Origin of the sequence: Lutibacter sp. TH_r2, assembly GCF_033101135.1 — a bacterium.
Taxonomy (GTDB): Bacteria; Bacteroidota; Bacteroidia; order Flavobacteriales; family Flavobacteriaceae; genus Lutibacter.
Genome location: NZ_JAWMPV010000005.1, coordinates 45,176 through 71,333 on the forward strand (window position 1 = coordinate 45,176; position 26,158 = coordinate 71,333).

The following is a 26,158-nucleotide window of genomic DNA, read 5'->3' on the forward strand; positions in this document are numbered from 1 at the left end:
GAGCGCATTTTTCAATGGTTAAATAGTGTTAATTAAGTAGAATTAGTAATTTGCAGCCTCTAAAAAGTGATAGATGAATTTGCAAGTATTACAAGAAGTAATTAAAGGAACCGATATTTATATTTTAGATCAAATATTGAAGCTTCGCTATCAGCCAACGGAAAAAATATTAGATGCTGGTTGCGGTAGTGGAAGAAACTTAACATGGTTTTATAAGGCTGGTTTTCAAATACATGGAATAGATATTAACACAAATAACATTGAGGATTGTAAGCAAAAATATCCTGAACAAAAAGAACACTTTACACAAGCGCCGATAGAAGTAATCCCTTATAAATCAGATAGTTTTGATCATGTTATTTGCAATGCAGTTTTGCATTTTGCTAAAGATTTAAGTCTTTTTACAGCAATGTTGAAGGAATTAATTAGAGTTTTAAAACCTAACGGAAGTTTGTTTATTAGAACAGCCTCAAATTTTGGAATGGAAAACCAAGTAAATGCTATTGGAAACGGAAATTATAAATTACCTGATGGTTCCACAAGGTTTTTATTAACTGAAGAACTACTGGAAACTATAGAACCAAATTACAATGTTACTTTTATAGAAGTTGTTAAAACAACTATAGTAAAGGATAAAAGATGTATGACAACCTTGGTTTTAAAGAAAAAATAGTATGAAAACTATAACAAACAAAAATATAGAACATTCAATTTACTTTTGGCTTAAAAACCCTGAAAACTCCATAGACAAAGCTAAATTTGAAAATGCAGTACAAAAACTTATACAAACTACAGCATATTTTAAAAATACTCATTTTGGAAAACCTGCAAACATACATAGAGCTGTTGTTGATAGCAGTTATACATATTGCTTAAAAGTTACTTTTGAAAATATGGATCAGCACAATAAATATCAAATTGATCCTGCACATAAAGTATTTATTTCTGAAGCAAAAGAGTTATGGGAAAAAGTACTCATCTACGATTCTGAACCTTTTAATTAAATTCTTAAAAGAAGTAAATAGGTTAGTTTATCAAAAACCCTATTTAACATAATATAAATTATAATACAAATATACGGTAATTGCTGTATAGCCTATTTTAGGCTATTTACACATAATATCAGATATAACGTCTTTAGACTTATATCGATAGATATAATGTTAAAAGCAATTACGGCTATAAAGTTCTAATTTTATTTGATAGTTATAATTCTATATTATGCAAAATATCCCACAAACATTTTATTTCTATACGATATTCAGTATTTGGGTTTAGAGATTTTTAAATACGTGATTCTACAGATAGTTACATTCCAACTCATTTGTAATTTTAATTTACTCACACGACTTTAATATTATATTTTGGAATTTGTGAATACTAAAGTATAACTGTATTCATGATTAAGACGTTGTTACTACTTTAGGAGATTCATAAACACTTCAAACAATAAAAAACATGAGTTAAATAAAAAAAATCTTGACTACAAACAGGTAAACGTTAAGAAAATGAACCTAAAATGCTTTTTTGTGAAGCAGCGAACTGACGTATTGGAGAAACAATTACGGCTTATTTGTTATTTTTTTGAAGGATATATTGAAAATATTGAGACCTTATTAACATTCAGAATCTATTTAACATAATACTTTAACACAATTAGATGTTATTTGTGTTAAAGTATTACCATTTAATTAAATATTGATGTATGCATCAATAGCTTCTTTTTTAATTTCAGGATTTGCACCTTCATTACTAGCAACTATTGCTCCAACTGCACATGCAAAATTTAATGCTTCTTGAGGTAAACTTCCTCTTAATAATTTATCTGTTAAAGAAGCCAAAAATGAATCCCCTGCTCCCACTGTATCCTTAACAACTATTTTATAACCATTGTTGTAAAAATAGGTGTTATTGTAATACAATATTGCTCCGTGTTTACCTTTTGTTACACAAATAGATTTTGTGTTTGTTTGGGTTGCAATAAATTTAATTGTATCCTCTAAAGATTCGGTTTTAAAATGTAATTCTTCAGCTATTTCAAAAATTTCATCATCGTTAAACTTAATAAAATCGGCTTCTTTCATTAAATAATTCAGCACTTCTAAAGTGTAATGAGGTGCTCTTAAATTAATATCAAATATTTTGTATTTCGCAATTTTTAAAAGTTGGTATAAGGTGTTTTTTGAAGCATCATTTCTTGCAATTAAACTTCCAAATATAAAAGCATCTGATTTTTTAGTAATTTCTTTAGCTTTTTTTGTTAATTGAATATTATCCCAAGCTCTAGGGAAATTTATAGTGTAAGATGCTGAACCTTTTTCATTTAACACAACTGCTACTTCACCTGTTTTTAATGTTGTATCAATTTGAATATTTTCTATAGATACACCTCTATTTTTTACAAACTCTTTTATTTCCATTCCTTCGGAATCATCTCCTATTCTTGTAATTATAGAAACATTATTACCTAAAGATTGTAATCTTAAAGCTACGTTTAAGGGAGCGCCTCCAATTTTTTTATGCGTTGGAAACACATCCCATAAAACCTCACCAAAACAAACTAAATTTTTCATAAAATAAATTATTTACTAACTTTATTATTTATAGCTATAACACAATTTTCAACACCATATTTAACTATATTATTATATGCTGTTGTGTATGTATTTACAAATATTTTAGAATCTTTTAGTTTTCCAAAAATGGATGCTATTTCTAAAAAAGCTTCAGGATTTTCTTTTGCCAATATTGCTTTTTCATTTAAAATTGCTTTCATAGCATCTTTAATAAGTAAGGGTTTTCCATTTTCATTTTTCCCCAGGCTATAAATTGCCCAAGCAGCTACTACAAATGATGCAAATTCAACCGATCCATTTATCTCTAATTGTTTATTTACTGTTGGTAAAATAAATATTGGAAATTTTGCAGAACTTTCTGAACAAATTCTATCTATTTGATCTTTTATATAAATATTTCCAAACCGTTGTAATAAAGATTGTTTATAAGCATTTAAGTCAACACCTTTTAAACCAGCTAAAGTTGGTGTTACTTCAATATTCATATAATTGTTCAAAAATTCTTTTATTTCTTGGTTACTAACAGATTCATCTATAGTTGCGTAACCCATTAAATCTCCTAATATACCTAATACAGAATGTCCAGCATTTAACAAACTCAATTTCATTTTTTCAAATGGAACTACATCATCAACAAATTGAGCGCCAACAGTTTCCCAAGCTGGTCTTCCTGCTATAAAATCATCTTCTATAACCCATTGCTTAAAAGGTTCACAAACTACTGGCCAAGCATCATTAATTCCTGATGTTTCTACTAAATTTGAAATATCTGTTGGTGATGTTGCAGGTGTAATTCTATCTACCATACTATTTGGAAATGATGCATTTTTTTCTATCCAAGAAACTAATTCAGGTGCAGCTTTTTCAACATAACTCAACAACATTTTTTTAGCCATATGTCCGTTACCTTGTATATTATCACAAGATTGAATAGTTATTCCTTTTAAACCTTTTTGTTGTCTTAATTTTAGCGCTTCGGTTAAATATCCAAAAATAGTTTTTGGTGCTTCTGGATTATCTAAATCGTGTTGAATTAAAGGATTATCAAAATCAAATGCTTTTGTTGCTTCATTATAATTATAACCACCTTCTGTAATAGTTAATGTTATGATTTTAACATCTGAACTCGCCATTTTTTCAATAACTTTTGATGGGTTTTCTGGTGCAAATAGACATTCAACTATAGAACCAATAACTCTTTTTGTTAAAGTACCATCTAATTCTTTTACTATTAAAGTATACAAACCATCTTGCTCTTTAAGAGTATTGTAAATTTTAGTATCAAAATCTAACAAAGCTACACCACAAATCCCCCATTCTTTTACGGATTCATCATGTAATAATTGGTCTGTATAAAAAGCTTCGTGAGCTCTGTGAAAACCACCAATACCAACATGTACTATTCCTGTTTTAATATTGTTTCGATTATACGTTGGACAAGGAACTTTATTAGCAATTTCTGCCAAATTATTTTGATTAAGGTTTATTATATTTTTCATAATATTATAATTTTTGAGTTTTTCCACGTTTTAATGCCCAATATGCAGTAACAAAATAAATTGACGTACATATAAATGCATATTGATAAAATAGATCACGATTTTTTATATAAATTGCTTCATCTGAACTTCCGAATAAAACCTTACACGCCAAGGCAACAGTAATAAGTAAAACAAGTAATGAAACGCCTCTTAATACTTTTGTAAAAAGTGAAGTGTCTTTTACATGTACAGTTTCTTTTTTAGCTAGTTCTTCTTGAAATTTTACAATATTTTTATTGCGCATCTTTTCTTTTTCTGCTGCTTCTGGATATTTATTTTTTGCTCCATAACGTCCGGCTAAAAAAGTGTAAACAAGTATGGTAAATACCCAAGTTGGTATAAATAGATAAAAGAAAGACATTACATTTAAAGCGTTTAAACCAAAACCAAATACCAGTCCTAAAGCCCAAGAAGCTATTGCAGGAGTACTAAATGTTAATTCACGATAGTGTGCCCAGTATCTAGTATAGCCAATTCTAGGGAAAATTTGATGTTCTGCAAACACAATAGCTCCTACTGGTACCACTAATAATCCTGCATAAGTAAGTAACGGAAGTATTTGAGAAAACACAAAAGGAAAACAAGCAACTATCATAGTTACCAACCCAACTACAATTGTAGTTTTTTTACGTGTATGGTTTTTGAATATAGCCTGTGCAGCCAAACCTGCTCGGTAAAGGTTAGCAACTGCAGTGGTCCAACCTGCTACTATTACAATTACAAATCCAGACCAACCTAATGCATAATAAGCAACATCACCTGGATCAAGTTCAACAATAGATTTTCCAATAATTACAGCTGCTCCAGCTCCCATAATTCCTGCTGAAATCCAAGCAACATAATGCCCAAACATCATTCCTGTACTTGTGGCTAATGCATAAGATTTCTTTTTAGCAAAACGCAATAAAGCCATATCAATAAGTCCAAAATGTGTAATTGTATTTGCAGCCCATGCAAAACCAATAACCTCTGTTAATCCAATACCTGGTTTTCCTTCACTATTAATTCCTGTCCATATAGACTGATCTCCTAAAGTTATAAAGTCGTTCCATCCATTAGGTATTGTTTTATCTAATACTTCTAATGATAAAGCTGGTAAAAGTACAAATGCTCCACAAGTAAACATTATAAATAACCACGGAGCACAAATTCCAGAAAACTCTGATACTGATTTAAAACCGTATATTGCTATTGAGACCACTACAGAACCTACAATTAAAACAATAACTATAAACCATAAATTGGTTGGATACCAATTTAGTTGAGCAGGAATATTAAATGCAAAACGTACCGCAGTAGCAGATACGGTAATCATAGCAGCAGAAATAACTGTAAAAATAATAACATTAGCCCAATTGTAAAGCTTTGTCATAGAGTCTCCTGCAATTTTATTAAGATAGGTATACAAACTTAATCTTGTATCAACAGCAATAGGAGAAGTAATAAACCTCCAGCTTAAAACAGCTAAAATATTACCTATTAATAAACCTAATATTATATCTTTAGTTGTTGCTCCTAAAGCAACAAAAGTAGCCCCAATAACAAACTCTGTAGCAGCAACATGCTCTGCAGCATATAATCCCGCAAAATGAGTCCAATTATGTAATTTATGTTTAGCAACTGGTAATTGCTCTTCTTCTAAGTTTTCGAACTGTTGAAAATTATTGGATGTGTCCATGGTGTATATTTTTGAAATTAGCTGTTATTGTAAATTTCAACAACAAGCATACTAAATTGTAAAAAAGAATTGGTGAAACTGTTTTATATTTTTCAAATTTCATAGTTATAATGTATTAATTATGTTGGGTTTAAAATAGTGTTAAATCAAGTTGAAGAATTGTTTTTTCCTTTTCAGGATTCCACATAGCAGTAACTTCCACAGGTATTTTGTAATTACCGAGATTAATGTTTTGACCAAAAGTTGCTCCTACATTAATAATATTTCCTTTGTTTTCAGTATAAAATGTTTTATCTGTAATAAAAGACCATGCACCACCAACAAAAAGTGATAATTTAGAATCATCTTTTTCCCAAAAGTTACTTTTTATTTCTAAATAATGTGTCCAAGAATCTTTATAAGTTCCATCTGTTTTAATTTCATAATCACCTGATCCTCCACCTAATATAGTAGCTAAATATAGTGAAGTGTTTTTTGATACATTAACTCCAAAATTTAAGTCTACAAAATTATAGCCTTGCGTTTTATCATAACTCCAGAAATGTAACTTATCGCCTCTTTCTTCAACACCCGTATAATTATTGTGAGAAACCGCTTCTATAAAAAAATTATTTGAAAAACGATATACTGCATATATTGAAACTTCTTTATAATTAGCACTTACATATTCATCTAAATTACTATTGTATACATCTATACTTGAAAAACTAGCTCCTCCCCAAACACCAAATGTGAATTTTGAATCACGAGAATTGTACTCTAAACTTGTTGCAAAAATAGCTCCTGGATGCACTACAGAACCATGCCATGTATGCATATTTTTCACATGCGCACTTACATTGAAGGTTTTATATGCATTGGTTTCTTTTTCTTGTGCATATATAAAATTAATATTTTGTATTGCAATAAATAACATAATGGCATTTTTGACACTAATTTTATTACAATTTGCAATACATTTATTTATTAAATTTTTAAATGTCGTTAACATAATTTTCTTTTTTTAATTTAACATTGTGCACATTTAAAACTTTTATTTACACGTTAGCGTCATAATGACGTTTATAGCTCAAATGTAAATATTTTATTTTGAATAAACCTAATTTTTTAGAAAAATATGTTCTATATTAGCAATCTAATAGGCTATATTGATACACTTAAACGTTTTCTTAATTTTATTGTAAGTTCAATAAAATATAGCGTTACAATGACGTTTACTGTCTTTTAATAGCTTTGTTTTTTTTACAAAAAAACTATTATTAATATTGCAAGAAAATAATTGCAGAATAAATTATTATTTAAAATTTATATAATATGACTCCTAAAATAATTCCAAATGTATCTGTAGATTGTGTAGTTTTTGGTTATGATGCTAAAACTAAATCTTTAAACGTGTTATTAATACAGCGTCAATTAAAAGATAAAGAAACAAATGAATTATTAGTTGATGACTATGTACTTACTGGATATCACGTATATGAAAACGAAAAACTTGATGATACAGCAACAAGAATTTTAAAAGAATTAACAGGACTTGATAATCTTTACAAAAAACAATTTAAATCTTTTGGTAGTCCAACCAGATTAATGAATGAAAAAGATATTATTTGGGCTAAAAGCGAAAATTTTAATTTAAGGACAATAACAATTGCTTATTACTTTCTGCTACAAACGTATGAAGTAAATTTAAAAGATAACAAACACAATGCTCAATGGTTTCCTATAAAAAATTTGCCTGATTTAGGTTTTGATCATCTTGAAATTATTAATCAAGCTTATGAAGATTTAAAGTCGAAAGCAACTTATAAACCTATAGTTTTCGAATTGTTGCCAGATAAATTTACAATTAATGAATTGCAAGATTTATATCAATCTATCTTGGAAATAGAAATTGATAACCGAAACTTTAGAAGAAAATTAATAAATAAAAAATACATTATTCCTCTAGATGAAAAACAAGTCGGGGTTAAAAACAAACCTGCAAGATTGTATATGTTTAGCAAAGATATTTATGAAAAAATGTTTAAGAAAAACTATCTAATCAACATATAACTTATGGAAAAAAACACCTTTATATTTGATATGGATGGAGTTATTATTGATTCTGAACCTTTTTGGAGGGAAGCTCAAATAGAAACACTTTCAAAATACAATATAACAATTACTAAAAACGACTGTATCAAATATACAATGGGTAAAAGAATTGATGATGTAGCTTTAACTTGGTGTCAATTACATAAATTAACTCTTAATCCAAAAGAAATTGAAACGGCTATTATTAATGCAGTTGTAAATTTAATAAGTACTAAAGGTGAAGCAAAAAAAGGATTATATGAACTTTTAGATTTTCTAACAAAAAACAAATATTCTATTGCATTAGCAACTTCCTCTAGCCTACCCGTAATTAATGCAGTTTTTAACAGACTTTCTATTGCTAATTATTTTAAAGTTATTTGTAGTGCAGATAACGAAGCATATGGAAAACCACATCCTGCAATTTACATTAATGCAGCTAAAAAGTTAGATGTAAGCAATACTAATTGCTTTGTTCTTGAAGATAGTGTAACTGGATTAATTGCAGCTAAAGCAGCTTCGATGCATACTTTTGTAATTCCTGAAAATAATCTGGATCCAAGGTTTTCTTTAGCCGATAAAATATTTTCATCTATGTTAGAAGTCAAAAAATATTTAGAGATTCTAAAATAATACATTTAAAATGTATGTATTTAGTATTCAATTTCTTCACATTAGATCTATATTATTGCATCAGATAATTGGGTTCTAGTTATACTGATTATCTAGCTTAAAAGTTATATTTACTATTTACAATAATCTGTACTTTGGTTAAGGAAATTTTGTAGAATTAATACTATTTTAAATAGTATTTATTTTATTAAAATTTGTATTTAATAGTATTACTATTATATTTGCACTTAATTATATTAATAATGGATAAGTTACTATCTAGTTTTGAAATTGAAATACCTAAAGGTATTTATTTAAAAGACCCAAAATCTTCTAAATTAGGGAAGAAAATTATAGAACAGAGCATAATATTAATTGAAAATATTGGTTTCGAAAATTTTACTTTTAAAAAATTAGGAAACCTTATACAATCTAATGAAAGTTCTATATATCGCTATTTTGAAAGTAAACACAAATTATTAGTTTACCTTACTTCTTGGTATTGGAGCTGGATTGAATACCAACTTGTTCTTGAAACCTATAGTATTAGCGATTCAAAAACAAAATTAAAAAAAGCAATTGAAATAGTTACAAGAACTACAAAAAATGATAGTAAATACAGTCATATTAACGAAGTGCTATTAAATAAAATTGTAATTAATGAAAACTCAAAATCTTACTTAACAAAAAATGTGGATTCAGAGAATGAAAATGGTTTTTTTATGTCTTACAAGCGTGTGGTTCAACGTTTTTCAGAAATAATACTCGAATATGATAGTACGTATAGTTATAACTTAAGTTTAGCTAGCACTATTATTGAAGGAGGCTTGCACCAAACCTTTTTAAAAAATCATTTTATTTCTATTACAAATTGCAATAAAAATAATACACCAACCATTTTTTTTACAGATTTAATTTTAAACACTTTAAATTATGAAAACTAATCCATTATCTCCTTGGAAACGTTTTGTAGGTCTTATAGCATTAGAAAAAAAAGACATTATCCAAATTGGAAAATTTGCTATTTTTGAAGGAGTTGTAGCATTGTCTTTACCCCTAGGAATTCAAGCCATTATAAACTTATTACAAGGTGCACAACTTTCTACTTCGTGGATAGTTTTAATAATATTAGTAACACTAGGTGTAGCTTTTACAGGTATTTTAAAATTGATGCAAATACGAATAATTGAGACTATACAGCAGCGTATTTTTACTAGAGCATCTTTTGATTTAAGTTATCGTTTTCCGAAGATAAAAATGAATGAATTACGAAATTATTATCTACCTGAATTGGCAAATCGTTTTTTTGATACCTTAACAATTCAAAAAGGATTATCTAAAATTTTAATAGATGTTCCTTCTGCTATTTTACAAATAATTTTTGCTTTAACTCTACTCTCTTTTTACCACCCTTTCTTTATTCTATTCGGATTTTTTCTGTTATTATTAATTTACATTTTATTTAAATATACAGCACAAATTGGTTTAGAAACTAGCTTACAAGAATCAAAAAACAAATATAAAGTTGCGCATTGGTTACAAGAAATTTCACGTGCAGTTATTAGTTTTAAACTATCAGGCCGAACTTCTTTGGCAATGGATAAAAGTGATACATTAATTAATGATTATTTAAAATCTAGAGAAAGTCATTTCAATATTTTGGTATTACAATTTTCTCAAATGATTGGATTTAAAGTACTTATTACAGCCGGCTTATTAGTTATTGGAGGTTTTTTAGTACTAGATCAACGTATGAATATTGGGCAATTTGTTGCTGCAGAAATTATTATTCTTTTAGTTATTAATTCCGTTGAAAAATTAATTCTAGGGTTAGAATCTTTCTACGATGTATTAACATCTATTGAAAAACTAGGGCAAGTAGTTGATATGCCTATTGAAACTCAAACTGGCGAATTGCTAAATCCAAATTCAGATTTAACTATTGAATTAAAAGATGTTTCATATGCTGTTGAAGATAGAAATGAATTAGTTTTAAATAATATTTCATTAAAAATTGAACAAAAAGATAGAGTTCTTATACAAGGTAAAAGTGGTTCCGGAAAATCAACTTTATTACGACTTATTTCTCTTGTAAACACACCAACATCTGGCTATATCTATGTTAATAATCTTTCTAGTGAAAGTTTACTTGCAAGTGATTATCGGGCTAATTTAGGAATGTCTTTAATTGATGAAACTCCTTTTGAAGGAACCATAAGAGAAAATATTACATTTGGGAATACTGCTATTTCTGATGAAACTATTTATAAAACATTTGATGATATTGGATTAACAAAATTTTTAATGCACCAACCTAAAGGGTTAAATACAGTTTTAAAACCACAAGGAAAACAACTTACTAATACTATTAGTAAAAAAATTGTTTTAGCAAGAGCGCTAGTTAAACAACCCAAAGTACTAATTTTAGAAGAGCCTTTAGATCATTTTCATAAAGATGTTGAAGATAAAATAATAAATTTTTTAACATCCCCTTCTCAACCATGGAGTTTAATTGTTGTAAGTAACAACGATAACTGGAAACCAAAATGTAATAAACAAATAACTCTTAAAAGAGGAGAAATTATTAATAAAATTTAGTCATGTTAAATATATCTAACAATAAAGTTTCGAAATTAATCGATTTAAAAAAGTTTAAATCTGGAGAAGAAATTTTTGATAAAGAACATCACAAGTTATTTAAAAAGTTTCTATTGGTATTTTCTATAATTATATTAATTGTTCTTTTCTTACCCTGGACACAAAATATTACAAGTAATGGCAATGTAACTACATTAAAACCTAATCAGCGACCACAAACTTTGCAATCACAAATTCCTGGACGCATTGAAGAATGGTTTGTGCAAGAAGGAGATTTTGTAAAAAAAGGTGACACTATTCTTCGTATTTCAGAAGTTAAAAGCGATTACTTTGACGAAAAATTATCAGAAAGAACAGACAATCAAATTGCTGCTAAATCATCGTCTGTTGAGGCATATAAAAATAAAGTGTCAGCATTAAATAATCAAATTTCAGCATTGCAACAAGAACGCATTTTAAAATTAGAACAAGCTAAAAATAAATTGCTACAAGCACATTTAAAAGTTAAAACTGACAGTATGGATTTAGAGGCTATTAAAGTAAAAACTGATATAGCAAAAACCCAATTTAACAGAACCGTTTTATTACAAAAAGAAGGATTGAAAGCTGTTAAAGATGTTGAAGAAAAACGAGCAAAACTACAAGAAACAAAAGCTAAATTAATTTCGCAACAAAATAAACTTTTAAGTACAAAGAATGAAGTGCTTAATTCTAAAATATCAATCTCAACTATTAGTGCAACTTATGGCGATAAGTTAGCAAAAGCGCAAAGTGACTTATTTACAGCAAAATCTAGTGGTTATGATACGGAAGTAGAAGTTTCTAAACTAGAAACAAATCTTGCTAATTATCAAAAACGTAGTAGTTTACTATTTGTAACAGCTCCTCAAGATGGTTTTATAAACAAAGCAATTAAATCTGGTGTTGGTGAAACTTTTAAAGAAGGTGAAAAATTAGTAAATATTATGCCTTCAAATTACGATTTAGCTGTCGAAATGTACGTTAGACCTTTAGACTTACCTTTAATTCATGTAGGCGAAAATGTTAGAGTTCAGTTTGATGGTTGGCCAGCAATTGTTTTTAGCGGTTGGCCAAATGTATCTTATGGAACTTATGGAGCAAAAATTGTTGCTATCGAAAATTTTATTAGTGATAATGGCAAGTATAGAGTATTATTAGCTCCCGATAAAAATGATGTTTATTGGCCAGAAGCAATTCGTGTAGGTTCTGGTGCAAAAACAATAGCTCTACTAGATAACGTTCCTATTTGGTTTGAGTTATGGAGACAAATAAATAGCTTTCCTCCTAACTTCTATCAACCAAATAAAGAATCAGATAATTCAAAAGCTAAAAAGAAGTAGTAATGCAAAGAATTTTTATTTTATTATTGTTATTAAATGGTTCTGTAATTTTTTCACAAGAAAGCGATACCATATTATCATTGGAAGAATATTTAGGGCTTGTAAAAAAATATCATCCTATTATAAAACAAGCAAAACTTATAACTTCTGAAAGTGAAGCAAAATTATTAAAATCAAGAGGTGCTTTTGATCCTAAATTAGAAGTTGATTTTAGCCGTAAAAAATTTAAAGGTACAGAATATTACAATAAATTAAATTCAACATTTAAAATACCAACCTGGTATGGTATTGAATTAAAAGCCAACTATGAAAGTAATGATGGTTATTATTTAAATCCTGAATTTAAAACACCAGATGACGGCTTATATAGTGCCGGCGTGTCTATACCACTTGCAAAAGGCTTGCTAACTAATAAAAGAATGGCAACTTTAAAACAAGCTAAATTATATACAAAACAAGCACAAGCAAAACAACAATTAGTTGTTAATGACATTCTATATAACTCAATTGCTTCCTATTTTAATTGGTTAAAAAATTACCAAGCAAAATTAGTTTATAAAGATTATCTTTTAAATGCAAAAACAAGATTTCAAAATGTAAAAAAAAGCTTTTCCGCTGGCGACAAACCTGCAATTGATACATTGGAAGCCAATATTAATCTTAAAAATAGACTGCTAGATTTTGAAAAGGCTAAAATTGGCTATATAAAATCAGTATTAGAAATTTCAAATTATTTATGGTTAGAAAACAACTTACCAATTGAGTTAGAAACCTCAATTATACCAGACATAAGTACACTTCAAAAAATTGATACTGTGTTAAATAGCTCCATTTTAAATATAACTGATAATGTAATTGAAAATCATCCTAAAATACAGGAACTTAAAACTAAAAAAGAATCTTTAAGTGTTGATAAGCGATTAAAAGCAAATAATTTATTACCTAAAATAGATTTAGAGTATAATTTTTTAAATACAGATTATGATGCTATAAATTCATTTAACACCTCAAATTATAAGACTGGCTTAAGTATTAATTTCCCATTATTTTTAAGAAAAGAACGAGCTGATTTAAAGCTAACAAAGTTAAAATTACAAGATATTGATTTTGACATTTCAGTTACCGAGGTTAGTTTAAAAAACAAAATTAAAAGCATACTTCAAGAGATAGAATCTTACTCAATACAACACAATATTTTAACTGACCTTGTAAATGATTATAAAAAACTAGTAACCAGCGAAGAACGTAAATTTAGTCTTGGAGAAGGCTCACTATTTCTTGTTAATTATAGAGAAGTTAAACTAATTGAAATTCAGCTAAAAAATATTGATACTGAATATCAATTATTTATTAATAAATCTACTTTATTAAAAACTTTAGGTAATTTGTAATATTTATTATTCAATCTATACATAGACATTACACTTCCCTCCTTTTGCCACCGCCTAAAAGTGCTCCATTAACATTGTAATAATAAGTTATATTTTAACTGCATTTAAAAAAAAAGACAAAAAAAGCAGGTTTTTACACCTGCTTTACATTATTAAATTATTAACCAATGTTAGATAATTTATAAACACTTTTTTTTTTAAAATTTATTTCTATTTAGAAATATTAACTTTAAAATCACCGTTACTTCTTATATAAATTATGGTTTCTTTAGTTGTTGAAATTTTTGATGTTGCGTTTTCTTTAGCTCCAAAATATGATCCTGGTTCTAGTACATTTTTTGTTCCTTTTTTAGCAAACTGATGAGTTAGGCTACCAGAAATAACAACAACTCTAAAGTTTGAACTTAAATTTTTGATACTTCCCTTAAAACCAATTGGTAATTTTAAAAGTGTTGCCCGTAATTGCTTTTCTTTATGACTTCCCCATAAGAAAGCTGTTTCTACATTACTTTTTTCTGCTATCCATTCTATATCGTTCGCATTTAACCAAACCAAATTAGTTTTATCTACATTCAGTGGTCTTTCACCATTATCAAAAGCTTCAGAAGTTGGTTTCACTAAATAAGGACCTTCTTGAATATCTAAAAAAGCCATATTGTCCTCACCATCTGCTGCAGTAATATGCGCTTCGCCTGCTGGTTGTTGCCAGTACGAACCTTCTGGTAACCATTGTTTTTCAGCGTTTTCATCATCGTTATGTAATAAACCTTTTATTACTACACCTCTATACGTAATATTGTGAATATGTGGTGGAGATGAAAATCCTTTTTTAAATTTCACCAAAAATCCTGCGGGCTCATTTTTAGTTCTATCTCCCCAAAGTTTACCTGCAGCCGGACTTTTATCGCCTCGTAACGGGTTTAACCAACCCCATTCTACATTATTAGCTGTAACAACTTCGTTTTTAGAGGTTTTATTGTCTGTTGTTGGTGTTTGTGCAAAAGTTATTGCACTAATAAAAGCTGCAAAAACTAAAGTAATAATTGTTTTCATTTATTGAATTTTAACTATGAGTTTCTAAAACAATTCCAAAAGTTTTTGGGATAGAATTAAACCTCTAAATATTTATATTTCTTATTTCCAAGTTACTATATCCTCCAAAGCTCTTCTAGATTTTGGGAATTCAGGTTCTGCTTTTCTGTAACCAAATGCAGTCATAAATGAAATTCCATATTTATCCGTATCAACTCCAAATTTATCTCTTAATAAAGCTTCAGTTTGTTCTATATGAAAGCCTTCAATTGGACAAGAATCAATTCCTGTTAAAGCAGCAGCAGTCATCATATTACCTAACGCAATATAGGTTTGTTTTGAAGACCAATCGAATAATTTTTTATCTGAATCTAATTTAAAATCGCGCTCTTGAAACTCTCTGTAAAATTTAGAGTACATTTCAATTACGTCTTCTGGCAATTGTTTAACTTCTTTCATCATGTGCATAATGTAATCTGTATCATGTTTTACCATAGATGCTTTCATACTTAAGCCTAAAACAAAATGACTAGCTGTATCTAATTTTAAAGGTGCTCCCCAAGCTACAGGTTTTAGTAATTCTCTTAATTCTTGGTCTTGTACCACTATAAAATGCCATGGTTCAAACCCAAAGGAACTTGGAGATAAATTTGCTGTTTTAAGTATAAAATTAATATCTTCTTCAGATATTTTTTTGGTGGCATCAAATTCTTTTGTTGCGTGTCTGTATTGAAATGCGTTTAAAACATCTTCTTTTGCTATGTTTGGTGTCTTCATTATATTTTAGATTTTATTAGACTATAATTTTTATAGTGGCAAAAGTATGTATAGTATTTAAATTTCACAATAACGGTCAAAAATGATAGTATAATTAAATTTTGCAAACAACTTAAAATCAATACATTATAAATATAAAATTTACTATAAAAAGTATAGTTGTATAATTAAGTATAGTGTTGTACTTTTGTATTCTTAAAAAATATATGATGTATAAATTTAAAGGAAAAGAATATCCATGCTGTGCCAGTTTAACTATGGGAGTTATAGGAGGAAAATGGAAAACGGTTATATTATACCATTTAATTGATAATACGCTACGATATAATGAATTGAGAAAAGAAATGCCTACAGTTACTGAACGTACTTTAAGTTTACAGTTAAAAACGTTGGAAGAAGATGGCATTATTAAAAGAAAAGTATATACCTCTAAACCACCTTTAAAAGTAGAGTATTCGCTAACCAATTTTGGTAAAACATTAATTCCAGTAATTAAATCTATTGCAGATTGGGGCGTTTTTGTTGTTGAAAAAAAAGGGAAAATTGTTATTTAATACATAAGTATTAATTAAGACTACAATCTCCTGCTTGGATATCTTCAACTGTTGGATTATAACCGTTGTGAGCAATTTCAACAGTTTCATAGGTTCCATTTACAAATAGATTTTGTAATGCACAGAAATCAGTTAAACTAGGATTAAAAGAATCGTTCACATAACCAAAAGGTCCAATTATTACCCTTTTTAGACTTATTAAATTTTCTAAACCGGTTAAAGAACTCAAATTCTCATTACTAAAAATACTCAATGCATTTGTAATAGTTTGTACTCCTTCTAAACCAGATAAGTCTTGTAATGCATCATTATCATGGATATATACATTGTCTAAATTCCCAGGACTTAAATTGCTTAAACTATTAATTGAATTAAGAGCAGAATTCATTGATAATTTTAACTCAACAACAGATGTTAAATTATCTAAACCTGACAGTGTTTGAAGTGACGGATTTAGAATAACAGTTAAATACGACATTGCTGATACATTTTTTAAGCCATCTATAGATGCTAATAAAGGATTATCTTGTATACCAAATGATAACGGATTAGATATATCATTATTTAAACCTTCTAATCCGTTTAGAGATGTTAGATTGGAGTTGTAACGAATAGATAATTCAGAAATATTACTTATATTTTCTAATCCATCCATAGAAACTAAAGCATCATTATTTTCGATTAGAAGCCAGCTATCATTAGCATCATTTATTAACGACAAATTACCTAAACCTACTAAATTTACAAGTGCAGGATTATCTCTAACAAATACCCAAGGTCCTGCAGTTGTAAGATTCGGTGTTCCAATTTCAATAAGAGAATCATTTCCGTTTATGTCAAGATATTCAACAGTGGTTAAACTACTTAAATCGGATAAAGATATTAACGCATTATTATTTGAAATTATTAGAGATCCTGAAGTAGACTCGATAGCATTTAAACCCGCTAAAGAAGTGAGATTGTCATTATTTTTAATAAAAACATTACCATTTAATGAAGAGGATACTGAAGTTAATGTGTTAAGATTTACTAATGATGTTATATCTGAAGATGAGTCATCTAGCCCAATCACTAAATTACCTTCAATTTGTTGGTAACCTAAATACCCAAAAAAGTCAACTTCATCTTGACTTGTTAATGTAACATTACCAACCTTAACACCTCCAAGATTTTCGCAAATAGAAATTGTATTTAAATTGGTGTCACCTTCTGGAGTAAAATTAAGATTAATAAAATCTGTTCTTTTATTGGTATCAAAATCATAAGCGATTAATGTATAAGAAGCGTTTGGACAATAACTGAAATCGAAATTTACACTAGATCCTGTTAACGATACTGTTTCAAAAACATTGCTTCCACTTAATAAAGCCAAATAACCGTTTGTAATTAGATTAGCGTTACAATCAACCAAATCTGCAATTATTGTTGTTTGTTGATAATCTGGAACATCGTCTATGGTTATATTAATATCTGTATCAGAATTAAAAGGATCTATAGGCTGGTCATATATTAGCGTTGTAGAACAGTTTGAATATACTTTTAGCAATGTCTGTTCGCCTTGAGGAAACAATCCACACAATTGACCAGAAATATTAGTATAACCAGAAAATATCATTTGCTCTGTAGATTGCATAATTATTTCTATGTAATTATTTGATACATCAGCACCATTTAAATCCGTTAGTGTAAGGCAAACATTAACGCCTTCAAAAGGATAATCTACGTTCCACCAAGAAAAATGAGTTACAGATGCTTCATATTGATTACCAACACGAGACGCTGTTCCTTCTTCTTTCCAGTAACCAACTTCATCATCAAAACTCCATAAAGCAATTTCTGCAGGTGCATTTGGCGTACTTGTATCTATTGGAAATGTTAAGGTAGCCGGTGCAGTTTCTGATATATTTAGCTGTTCTCCGCTTGGTGAAGTAAGTGAAACAGAAAGCATACCATAAGTTTCCATACTTGTTGCATTTCCATTTTCTCGTTTTCCAAACAGCATACCAGGCATTGCATTAAAAGTTTCTTGTTGGTTTGGTGCTAAATAGTTTATAGAAACATCTACTTGTCCATTATAATTATTAGCGTCTGAATCTATAAAAATTCCTTGAAACACAACCTTGGCTCCATTTGGAAGACCTATTTCAGAAATTTCCCCAGAATTAATTGAATCTACAATTATTTTTTTAATGAGTGTTATACGAATATTGTTTGAAGCGTTTTGCAAAGGAATTAAAGTTCTACTCCCATTTATATATCCTGCTTTACTAGCTTTTATATGCGCAAAATTGTCAAAAACAGAAGCATTATTAATTATAAACACGCCATTTTGGTCTGTAACAGTTGTTTGATCTCTTAAGGTTATTTGAACATTAGGTATATGCTCTCCAGCTTCATCTACTATTTGCCCAATAAAATCTGTTGTAATTAATTCACCAAAATATTTATCAGCAAATTGCTCATCAGTAATTAACTCTTCAGGATTCTCTATATTTTCTTTAAAAGCATCATCTTTTTGACAAGTAAAAAAGATAAAACAAGATAATGTAAGTAGTAAGTACTTTTTCATAAGCAAATTATAATTTTAGACAATATACTATTTTTATTTAACTGCTAATAATTATAATATCGCTATCGCTGTTTTAAGTATGGAATAAACTTATTTTATATTATATATTTCGCTACGCTCCTATCATCGGTACGTGAAAAAGAATATTCCATTAACACTATAAAAAAGGTTTTTGAGAAAAAATTAAGAAAGTTTCTCAATGTTTTCTATTATTTTTGCTGTTTTAATTTCAATAGTTTTGATTTTTTCTTATTATGAAACCATTATATATCTTCTTTTCTCTATGTTTTTTATACTTTAATAATTATGCACAAAACGAGAACGATTATAAAATAAATATAGATTCTGTTATTCAAGTAGTTTTATTGGAAAAAGCCAAAGAAATTAAAAACGATTCGATTGGCAATGTAATTTTACAAGATTCTACAGCTGTTTCAGCAAAAGATAGTATAACAAATGTATGGTTAACAGATAATTGGGATACTTCAGTTATTAATCCATATAAAAGAGAAGTTATAGTTGAACCTTTTAATATAAAATTTTCCGATACTGTTTATAGCTCTCCAATGGAACGTAAAAAAGTTATTACGTCTCATTACGGTTGGCGAAATAGAAGAGCTCATTATGGGATTGATATCGATTTAGTTACTGGAGATAATGTTTTAGCTATGCTAGACGGTAAAGTACGTTACGTTGGTTATAATAGAGGACACGGAAAAGTGATTGTGATTCGCCATTTTAACGGATTAGAAACAGTTTATGCACACTTATCTAAACGATTGGTAAAAGCCAACGATATTGTTTTAAAAGGAGAAGTTATTGGTTTAGGTGGTAATTCTGGAAATTCTAGAGGAAGTCATTTACACCTTGAGGTTAACTATAAAGGAAATCATATAAATCCTGAATATTTATTTGATTTTGGCGAAAAAAATATAGTAAGAGCTCAAAATATATGGGTTACTAAAAATTGGGTTACAGCATACAATCATAGTTCTAGACGTAAAAGTAATATTACCGTTTGCAGTACTTATGATGAAGCTATACAAAGTGAAGTAAAACAAAAAGAATTGTATATTGTTAAACAAGGAGACACACTGTCTAGAATTTCAAACAATCACCACGTATCTATAACTTCAATTTGTAAAACTAATGCTATTAGAAAAACAAGCACGTTAAGAATTGGTCAAAAATTAATATTAGTTAAATAGTAAGCTTCTCTTTTTTTAGCTATTCATAAATAAGTGTTTATTAGCTTCGCTACAATATCTAAATAAAATACTATCCCATTAATTCTAATACCGTATTAATATTCTTTTTACTAGCTAGGTTTGTACCTTCACTCATAGTAGTTGCTGTGCCACATACAACTCCCCATTTAAGTATTTCTTCAGAAGAAAAACCATTTTGAATAGCAAACACCATTCCCGCAACCATACTATCACCTGCACCAATTGTACTTTTAACTTTTACTGATGGCGTATTTTTATAAAAAACACCTTCAGACGATGCTAAAAAAGCTCCACGTGCACCTAAAGAAACTACCACATATTTTGCTCTATTCGAATTTACTAATTCCATAGCAAAAACTTCTTGTTCTTTTTTAGTTAAAAACTCTTTCCCTGCTAGTTGCGCTAATTCTTTTTGATTTGGTTTTATTAAAAATACGTTTTCTTTTAATGTTTCCATTAACGCTTTTTCGGATGTATCTACTATAATTTTTATATTTTTTTCTTTTACCATTTGTATTATTTTCACATATAAATCTAAAGGCATTTTTTCTGAAATACTTCCGCTTAAAACTAAAATTGAATTTTCAGAAGCTTCATTATTAATTATTGTTTTTATTTGTTCAATTTCGTTTAAACTTAATTCACCTCCAGGCATACCAAAACGATACTGTAATTGTGTTTGCTTATCAACAATTGATAAGTTTTCTCTTGTCCAAGCTTCAACAGAAATTGCTGTTAAATTTATGTTTTCTTTTAATAAATGATTTTTTAAATTTAAACCTGTATCGCCACCAATAGTACAGATACATTTGTTTTTTACTTGAAGTACATTTAATACTCTAGAAATATTAACTCCTCCTCCACCAGCCTGATACTGAATTGAATGGCATTTAAGTTTTTGATCTGGTATAACCTGGTCTACTTTAGCACTTTTATCTAATGCAGGATTTAATGTTAGTGTAATTATATTCATTTTATAGTTTGTATTTTTAAATTTTTATGATTTGAATATGGTTAATTATTTAGTTTCATTTTGCTTTACATACACATCTAGTTGAGGGAACGCTATTACAATATTATTTTCATCAAACTTACGGACAATTATTCGCCTAATATCACTTTTTACAGAACCAATTCTAAATATATTTTTACTGAAGAATAATAATTGAAAATCTAGAGATGAACTTCCAAATCCCATTAATCTTCCTTCAGCTAATTCACGATCAAATACATCGGGATGCTCAAAAGCACTTTCTTCAAGTATGCTAATTACCTGATCTACATCACTCCCATAAGCTACACCAACATCAATTCTAAAACGTGTTTTATCTGTTTGATGGCTCCAATTAATTACTTTACTAGTGGTTATTAACGAATTTGGAATAATTATAGATATATCATCTGTATTTAATCCTTTAGACGTTCTAACACCAATAGTTTGTATTTTAACTATATTATCATCAATTTCTAAAACATCTCCAATTTTAATAGAACGTTCAGTAAGTAAAATAAACCCCGAAATTATATCGTTAAAAGTTTGTTGTAAACCAAGCCCTATTCCAACTAATAAAGCCGCAGAACCAGCAAGAAATAAGGTTACTTTAATACCAATAGCTTCTAAAATTAAACCAAAAGCTACAATCCATAATATATATCTAATAATTTGATAAATTGCTTGAATGTTTCCTTTTTCATGTTCATCAACATCTGATCGTCTAAAAAGCATTTTTTTAACAATCCACAATACTATTTTTGTAATTATTATAATTAAAAAAATGGCCACTACCATATGTAACTTTAATGAATAACCACCAACACTAAAAAGTATATGATTTAAAATCTCTTGTATTGACTGCATAAGTATAATAAATTAGTACGCTAAATATACCATTAATTTAGATGCATATTTACAAAAAATAAAATGTGAAAATATATTTAACTAATCATTTTTATTATCTTATTAAAAAAAAACAGTTTATATAAAAGTTTTATATAATTTAGTGTTAATAAATTAATACTATTTATAATGAGTAAAGTCCTCTCTAAAGCGAAGGCCAATTTTGGTACACTTCCAGTATTTTTAACAGCAATTTCAACTATTTTGGGTGCTGTGATGTTTTTACGTTTTGGCTTTGCTGTTGGTGCAATAGGATTTGTTGGAACTGTATTTATAATTATAATTGGTCATATAGTTACTATAACAACAGCTATGGCTTTAGCCGAAATTGCTACTAATTCAAAAGTTGAAGGTGGTGGAGAGTATTTTATTATTTCTAGATCTTTTGGGGTAAATATTGGTGCTGCCATTGGTATTACACTATATCTTTCACAAGCTGTTAGTGTTGCTTTTTATGTTATTGCATTTGCAGAGGCTTTTGATGCTATAAAACCTTGGGTACTTTCAGAATTTGGGTATGAATTGTACGACAATCGTTTGTTTAGTATACCTGCTTTACTGCTACTTATTTGGTTAATGGTTACCAAAGGTGCTAATTTAGGAATGAAAGCACTATATATTGTGGTTACTATTTTAGCTATATCACTTGTGTTTTTCTTTCTTGGAACTACATCTTATAATGAAGTTTTTGATAGCTCACAATTATTAAAAGGTGTTGATACCGGTAAAAGTTTCTTTTATGTTTTCGCTATTATTTTCCCTGCTTTTACTGGAATGACTGCTGGTGTTGGTTTATCTGGAGATTTAAAAGATCCTAAAAAATCTATTCCAATAGGTACACTTTCTGCAACTATTATAGGTATGATAATTTATGTTTTTATTGCTTATAAATTGGCTTCATCAGCAAGTCCTACAGATTTAATTAGCGACCAATTAATTATGGGTAAAATTGCGCTTTGGGGACCAATTATACCCATTGGTTTGGCGGCAGCAACAATATCATCTGCATTAGGTTCTTTTATGGTTGCTCCTAGAACTTTACAAGCCATTGGAAGTGATAAAGTTTTTCCGAATAGATTAATTAATTTCTGGGTTGCAAAAGGAACTAAAAGCACTAATGAACCAAGAAATGCGACCATTTTAACAAGTGTAATTGCACTAATTTTTGTATTAATGGGAGACGTTAATGCTGTTGCAGAAATTATATCCATGTTTTTTATGGTTACATATGGTTCTCTTTGTTTAATTTCGTTTTTACAACATTTTGCTGCAGATCCAGCTTATAGACCTTCCTTTAAATCTAAATGGTATTTTTCGTTAATAGGTGCTATTATGTGTATTTATTTAATGTTTAAAATTAACACACCTTATGCAGTTTCAGCAATAGCTTTAATGGTTGTACTTTATTTTTATATTTCTATTAAAAGTAGTAACAATAAAGGTTTGGCTACTATTTTTCAGGGTGTTATTCATCAATTTAATAGAACTATTCAAGTTTTTCTTCAAAAAGCTGAAAAAGATAAAGCTGAAGAAGATTGGCGTCCAGCAGTATTGTGTTTATCAAAAGATAGCTTTAAACGTTATAGTGCACTAGAAATGATGCGTTGGATATCACATCGATACGGGTTTGGAACCTACATTCATTTTGAAAAAGATTATTTTTCTACTGAATCTAAAGAATTAGCGGATAAAAATCTTCAAAAATTAATAGATATTTCGTCTAGTAGTAATTCTAACGTTTTTTTAGAAACATTAATATCTCCATCAAATACTGGAGCTATAGTACAAGCAATACAGCAACCAGGTATTTCTGGACAACCAAACAATATGATGCTTTTTGAATTTAAAAAAGGTGAAAAAGAATGGTTAACAGATGTAGTAGATAATTATAGTATTTTAAAAACTGCGAAATACGATTTATGTATTTTGGCTACTTCTGATAAAGGTTTTGGGTATAAAAAAGATATTCATGTATGGCTTAATAAAGATGATTATGAGAATGCCAATTTAATGATTTTACTATCTTATATTATTTTAGGGCATAGTGATTGGAAAAAAGGGCAAATCAAAATTTTTGCTACATTCCCAAAAGAAGATATTAAAAAAGAAGAAGAACAATTAATAGAACTTACAAGTAGCGGACGTTTACCAATTTCTGCTAACAACATACATGTTTTATCTAGAGATGAAGGCAAAAGTAGATTAGATTTAATTAATGAATATTCTACCGATGCAGATTTAACATTAATAGGTTTTCATGAAGGAATGATAAAATCAGATAAAAGCATTGAACTTTTTGAAGGCTATGACAAAATAGGAAATATACTATTTGTGAACACTTTAACTTCTAAATTTATTAAATAATTAAAAAGAGAGCAGTTTTAAAACTACCCTCTTTTTAATTATTTAGTGATTATTTTTATTATTTCATATCTATAATACCAACTATTTCGTAAGCTCTAGTTCCATCAATTTGTATTTTTTCATATAAAATATTAGCGTATTCATAATATGTTAATCCATCTATAACAACTTTTTCATAATCGTTAGGTAGTTCATAAACTATAGTCCCTATTTCAGGTTCTACAACTTCGTATTGGTTATTTATTTGTATGTAAAATATACCATTTGCATTATAATAATCATAATTATTAAATCGTACTCTTCTAGAATTAGATGGTAAAATATTAATTCTAAATCCAATTTTAGGAGCAATTACAATATATCTACCTCTAGATTGTGTATAATATTTATTGTTTGCATAATAGTAATTTTGACCTTTATGATTTATAACTCTTCTATTTGAAATATTTCTTACAGCAACTACTTTCTTTTTAGGTTTCTTGTAAGTTACTTTAGTACTAGGTATCCTTCTACTTGTTGTACTATTATTTACAATTCTATTAGTTTTAGTTTTAGTAGTTCTGGCTGTAGTTGTTGGTTTTACCGTTTTATTTGTTGAAGTACTTCTTCGTGTTTGTGCTGAAACTTGCGTTGTAATTGTTATTAAAAACAATGCAGATAATATGTATGCTTTCATAAATGTTTTCATAATTTAAAATTTTAATAATTAGACTTCCTTTTTTTATAGTAATAGTTAGACTATACTTTGTATGATTAGTTTAAAAATAATTAGATTATGAATTAAAAAAAAAGTTAATAGAAGATTACTTAAATTACATCTATAAATAAGCTGATTTTATAGATTGTTATTAATTAATGGCATTAAGAATAGTTTAAAGTAAAATAAACAAAACCATAAGTTACTAGTTTTTTGGTTGTTAATTACGTATTAAACACACGTGTAAATATTCTACTTTTACTAAAAAACGTTACCACCAAAGTATATTTATTGTTTATGTGTTTATTTTGTATTTTTGCTACTAAAAATAGAAAAAAGCATATAATATGAAAAATAACTTATGTAAAACTTCATGTTTATTGATAGTTATGTTAATTAGTTTTTTAAGTTATTCTCAAACAACTATTATAGCTAGTGACGATGCGTACACATGGGATTCTTACCCTGCAAATAATTACGGAACTAAAAGATTAATTACTAGTAATGATAGTGATAACAGTAGCACAGACCATACTAGAGAAGTATATTTAAAGTTTAGCTTATCTTCTATTCCTACTGTAGTTTCAGCAAAATTAAGACTAACTATAGAGAGTACTATAACAACCACAAGAAATTACAAAGCTTATTTAGTACCCAATACTAATTCTTGGACAAACAGTAACATTACATGGAACAAAGCAACTAATTTTACGGGAGTATCAGAAATAGTTTCTGGAAATCATCTTGGAAACTTAATAGAATTTGATATTACTAGTGCCGTTTCTAACGCTAAAGCTAATAATGAAACTTCTATTTCAATTAAAATTGTTTCTACTGAAGAAGATATATCAACTTTTATATACAGTACAAATACTACTACATCAAATGCTGAAAAACCAAGATTAGTAATTAATGAAACTACTCTATCTTTAGATAACGAACTAAATTCAGAGATAACCAATGTTTTTGTTTTCCCAAACCCAACTAGTGATAAGTTATATATTAAAGGAATTGAAAATATAGAAACAACTATAAATATATATAGTGCTATGGGTCAGCTGTTAAAGCAAGAAAAATACAATTCTAGTGTAGATTTGAGTACTTTTAAAACTGGATTGTACTATGTGAAAATTTCAAATACACAGAATCAAAAAACATTTAGTATTTTAAAAAAATAGATTTTATAAAAACGTATTTAAAATAAAAAAG

22 protein-coding genes are annotated in these 26,158 nt (G+C 28.3%); 12 read left to right on the plus strand and 10 right to left on the minus strand.

The window, feature by feature from the left end; genetic code table 11:
• The first annotated feature begins 73 nt into the window (after positions 1–73).
• Complete coding sequence (locus R3X25_RS13465; RefSeq protein ID WP_317675454.1) at positions 74–673, plus strand: class I SAM-dependent methyltransferase; 600 nt, start codon at positions 74–76, stop codon at positions 671–673.
• A gap of 1 nt (position 674) precedes the next feature.
• On the plus strand, positions 675–1,004 hold the full coding sequence (locus R3X25_RS13470) for a Dabb family protein (RefSeq protein ID WP_317675456.1): 330 nt from the start codon (positions 675–677) through the stop codon (positions 1,002–1,004).
• A gap of 687 nt (positions 1,005–1,691) precedes the next feature.
• Here the strand turns inward: R3X25_RS13470 and R3X25_RS13475 are convergent.
• The 4 genes from R3X25_RS13475 to R3X25_RS13490 form a co-directional block, all read right to left on the minus strand.
• The gene (locus R3X25_RS13475) at positions 1,692–2,573 is read right to left on the minus strand and encodes a carbohydrate kinase (RefSeq protein ID WP_317675457.1); all 882 of its coding nucleotides are present in this window, start codon (positions 2,571–2,573) and stop codon (positions 1,692–1,694) included.
• A gap of 8 nt (positions 2,574–2,581) precedes the next feature.
• Entirely contained in the window at positions 2,582–4,075 is a 1,494-nt protein-coding gene (locus R3X25_RS13480; protein WP_317675458.1) for a mannitol dehydrogenase family protein, read from the minus strand.
• A 4-nt stretch (positions 4,076–4,079) separates the two neighbouring features.
• Positions 4,080–5,795, minus strand: a complete 1,716-nt coding sequence (locus R3X25_RS13485) for a hypothetical protein (protein ID WP_317675460.1) — start codon at positions 5,793–5,795, stop codon at positions 4,080–4,082.
• Between the two features lie 130 nt (positions 5,796–5,925).
• Positions 5,926–6,711 (minus strand): hypothetical protein, encoded by a 786-nt coding sequence (locus R3X25_RS13490; RefSeq protein ID WP_317675461.1) that lies wholly within the window; start codon positions 6,709–6,711, stop codon positions 5,926–5,928.
• Positions 6,712–7,109: 398 nt separating this feature from the next.
• On the opposite strand from R3X25_RS13490, the gene R3X25_RS13495 reads away from it, so the two are divergent.
• The 6 genes from R3X25_RS13495 (at position 7,110) to R3X25_RS13520 (ending at position 13,830) form a co-directional block, all read left to right on the plus strand.
• On the plus strand, positions 7,110–7,847 hold the full coding sequence (locus R3X25_RS13495) for an NUDIX hydrolase (RefSeq protein ID WP_317675462.1): 738 nt from the start codon (positions 7,110–7,112) through the stop codon (positions 7,845–7,847).
• Positions 7,848–7,850: 3 nt separating this feature from the next.
• Positions 7,851–8,501 (plus strand): hexitol phosphatase HxpB, encoded by a 651-nt coding sequence (gene hxpB / locus R3X25_RS13500; RefSeq protein WP_317675463.1) that lies wholly within the window; start codon positions 7,851–7,853, stop codon positions 8,499–8,501.
• 242 nt (positions 8,502–8,743) lie between these two features.
• A complete protein-coding gene (locus R3X25_RS13505) occupies positions 8,744–9,424 on the plus strand; it encodes a TetR/AcrR family transcriptional regulator (protein ID WP_317675464.1) in 681 nt (226 codons plus the stop codon).
• Positions 9,414–11,078: a peptidase domain-containing ABC transporter gene (locus R3X25_RS13510; protein ID WP_317675465.1), complete on the plus strand. Its 1,665-nt coding sequence runs from the start codon at positions 9,414–9,416 to the stop codon at positions 11,076–11,078. The genes R3X25_RS13505 and R3X25_RS13510 overlap by 11 nt, the downstream gene beginning before the upstream one ends.
• A gap of 2 nt (positions 11,079–11,080) precedes the next feature.
• A complete protein-coding gene (locus R3X25_RS13515) occupies positions 11,081–12,439 on the plus strand; it encodes an HlyD family secretion protein (RefSeq protein ID WP_317675466.1) in 1,359 nt (452 codons plus the stop codon).
• Positions 12,440–12,441: 2 nt separating this feature from the next.
• Positions 12,442–13,830 carry a TolC family protein gene (locus tag R3X25_RS13520; RefSeq protein WP_317675467.1) on the plus strand — a complete coding sequence of 463 codons (1,389 nt, stop codon included), beginning with the start codon at positions 12,442–12,444 and terminating at the stop codon, positions 13,828–13,830.
• Between the two features lie 210 nt (positions 13,831–14,040).
• On the opposite strand, the gene R3X25_RS13525 is transcribed toward R3X25_RS13520, so the two are convergent.
• Together R3X25_RS13525 and R3X25_RS13530 are read right to left on the minus strand one after the other, a co-directional pair.
• A complete protein-coding gene (locus R3X25_RS13525; RefSeq protein WP_317675469.1) occupies positions 14,041–14,883 on the minus strand; it encodes a DUF4437 domain-containing protein in 843 nt (280 codons plus the stop codon).
• A gap of 81 nt (positions 14,884–14,964) precedes the next feature.
• Positions 14,965–15,639, minus strand: a complete 675-nt coding sequence (locus R3X25_RS13530) for an NAD(P)H-dependent oxidoreductase (RefSeq protein ID WP_317675470.1) — start codon at positions 15,637–15,639, stop codon at positions 14,965–14,967.
• Between the two features lie 209 nt (positions 15,640–15,848).
• Between R3X25_RS13530 and R3X25_RS13535 the strand changes: the two genes are divergently transcribed.
• Positions 15,849–16,193 (plus strand): helix-turn-helix domain-containing protein, encoded by a 345-nt coding sequence (locus R3X25_RS13535; protein WP_317675471.1) that lies wholly within the window; start codon positions 15,849–15,851, stop codon positions 16,191–16,193.
• A gap of 10 nt (positions 16,194–16,203) precedes the next feature.
• Here R3X25_RS13535 and R3X25_RS13540 read toward each other — a convergent pair whose 3' ends face one another.
• Complete coding sequence (locus tag R3X25_RS13540) at positions 16,204–18,762, minus strand: hypothetical protein (RefSeq protein ID WP_317675472.1); 2,559 nt, start codon at positions 18,760–18,762, stop codon at positions 16,204–16,206.
• Positions 18,763–19,016: 254 nt separating this feature from the next.
• Here R3X25_RS13540 and R3X25_RS13545 point away from each other — a divergent pair, with 254 nt between their 5' ends.
• Entirely contained in the window at positions 19,017–19,970 is a 954-nt protein-coding gene (locus R3X25_RS13545) for a M23 family metallopeptidase (RefSeq protein WP_317675473.1), read from the plus strand.
• Positions 19,971–20,040: 70 nt separating this feature from the next.
• Here R3X25_RS13545 and R3X25_RS13550 read toward each other — a convergent pair whose 3' ends face one another.
• The gene (locus tag R3X25_RS13550; protein ID WP_317675474.1) at positions 20,041–20,964 is read right to left on the minus strand and encodes a 1-phosphofructokinase family hexose kinase; all 924 of its coding nucleotides are present in this window, start codon (positions 20,962–20,964) and stop codon (positions 20,041–20,043) included.
• Positions 20,965–21,009: 45 nt separating this feature from the next.
• Positions 21,010–21,849 carry a mechanosensitive ion channel family protein gene (locus R3X25_RS13555; protein ID WP_317675475.1) on the minus strand — a complete coding sequence of 280 codons (840 nt, stop codon included), beginning with the start codon at positions 21,847–21,849 and terminating at the stop codon, positions 21,010–21,012.
• Positions 21,850–22,017: 168 nt separating this feature from the next.
• On the opposite strand from R3X25_RS13555, the gene R3X25_RS13560 reads away from it, so the two are divergent.
• The gene (locus R3X25_RS13560; RefSeq protein ID WP_317675476.1) at positions 22,018–24,252 is read left to right on the plus strand and encodes an amino acid permease; all 2,235 of its coding nucleotides are present in this window, start codon (positions 22,018–22,020) and stop codon (positions 24,250–24,252) included.
• Between the two features lie 58 nt (positions 24,253–24,310).
• Here R3X25_RS13560 and R3X25_RS13565 read toward each other — a convergent pair whose 3' ends face one another.
• Positions 24,311–24,940, minus strand: coding sequence for a DUF6515 family protein (locus R3X25_RS13565; protein WP_317675477.1), 630 nt, complete (start codon positions 24,938–24,940; stop codon positions 24,311–24,313).
• Positions 24,941–25,296: 356 nt separating this feature from the next.
• Between R3X25_RS13565 and R3X25_RS13570 the strand changes: the two genes are divergently transcribed.
• Complete coding sequence (locus R3X25_RS13570) at positions 25,297–26,127, plus strand: DNRLRE domain-containing protein (RefSeq protein WP_317675478.1); 831 nt, start codon at positions 25,297–25,299, stop codon at positions 26,125–26,127.
• Positions 26,128–26,158: the final 31 nt, after the last annotated feature.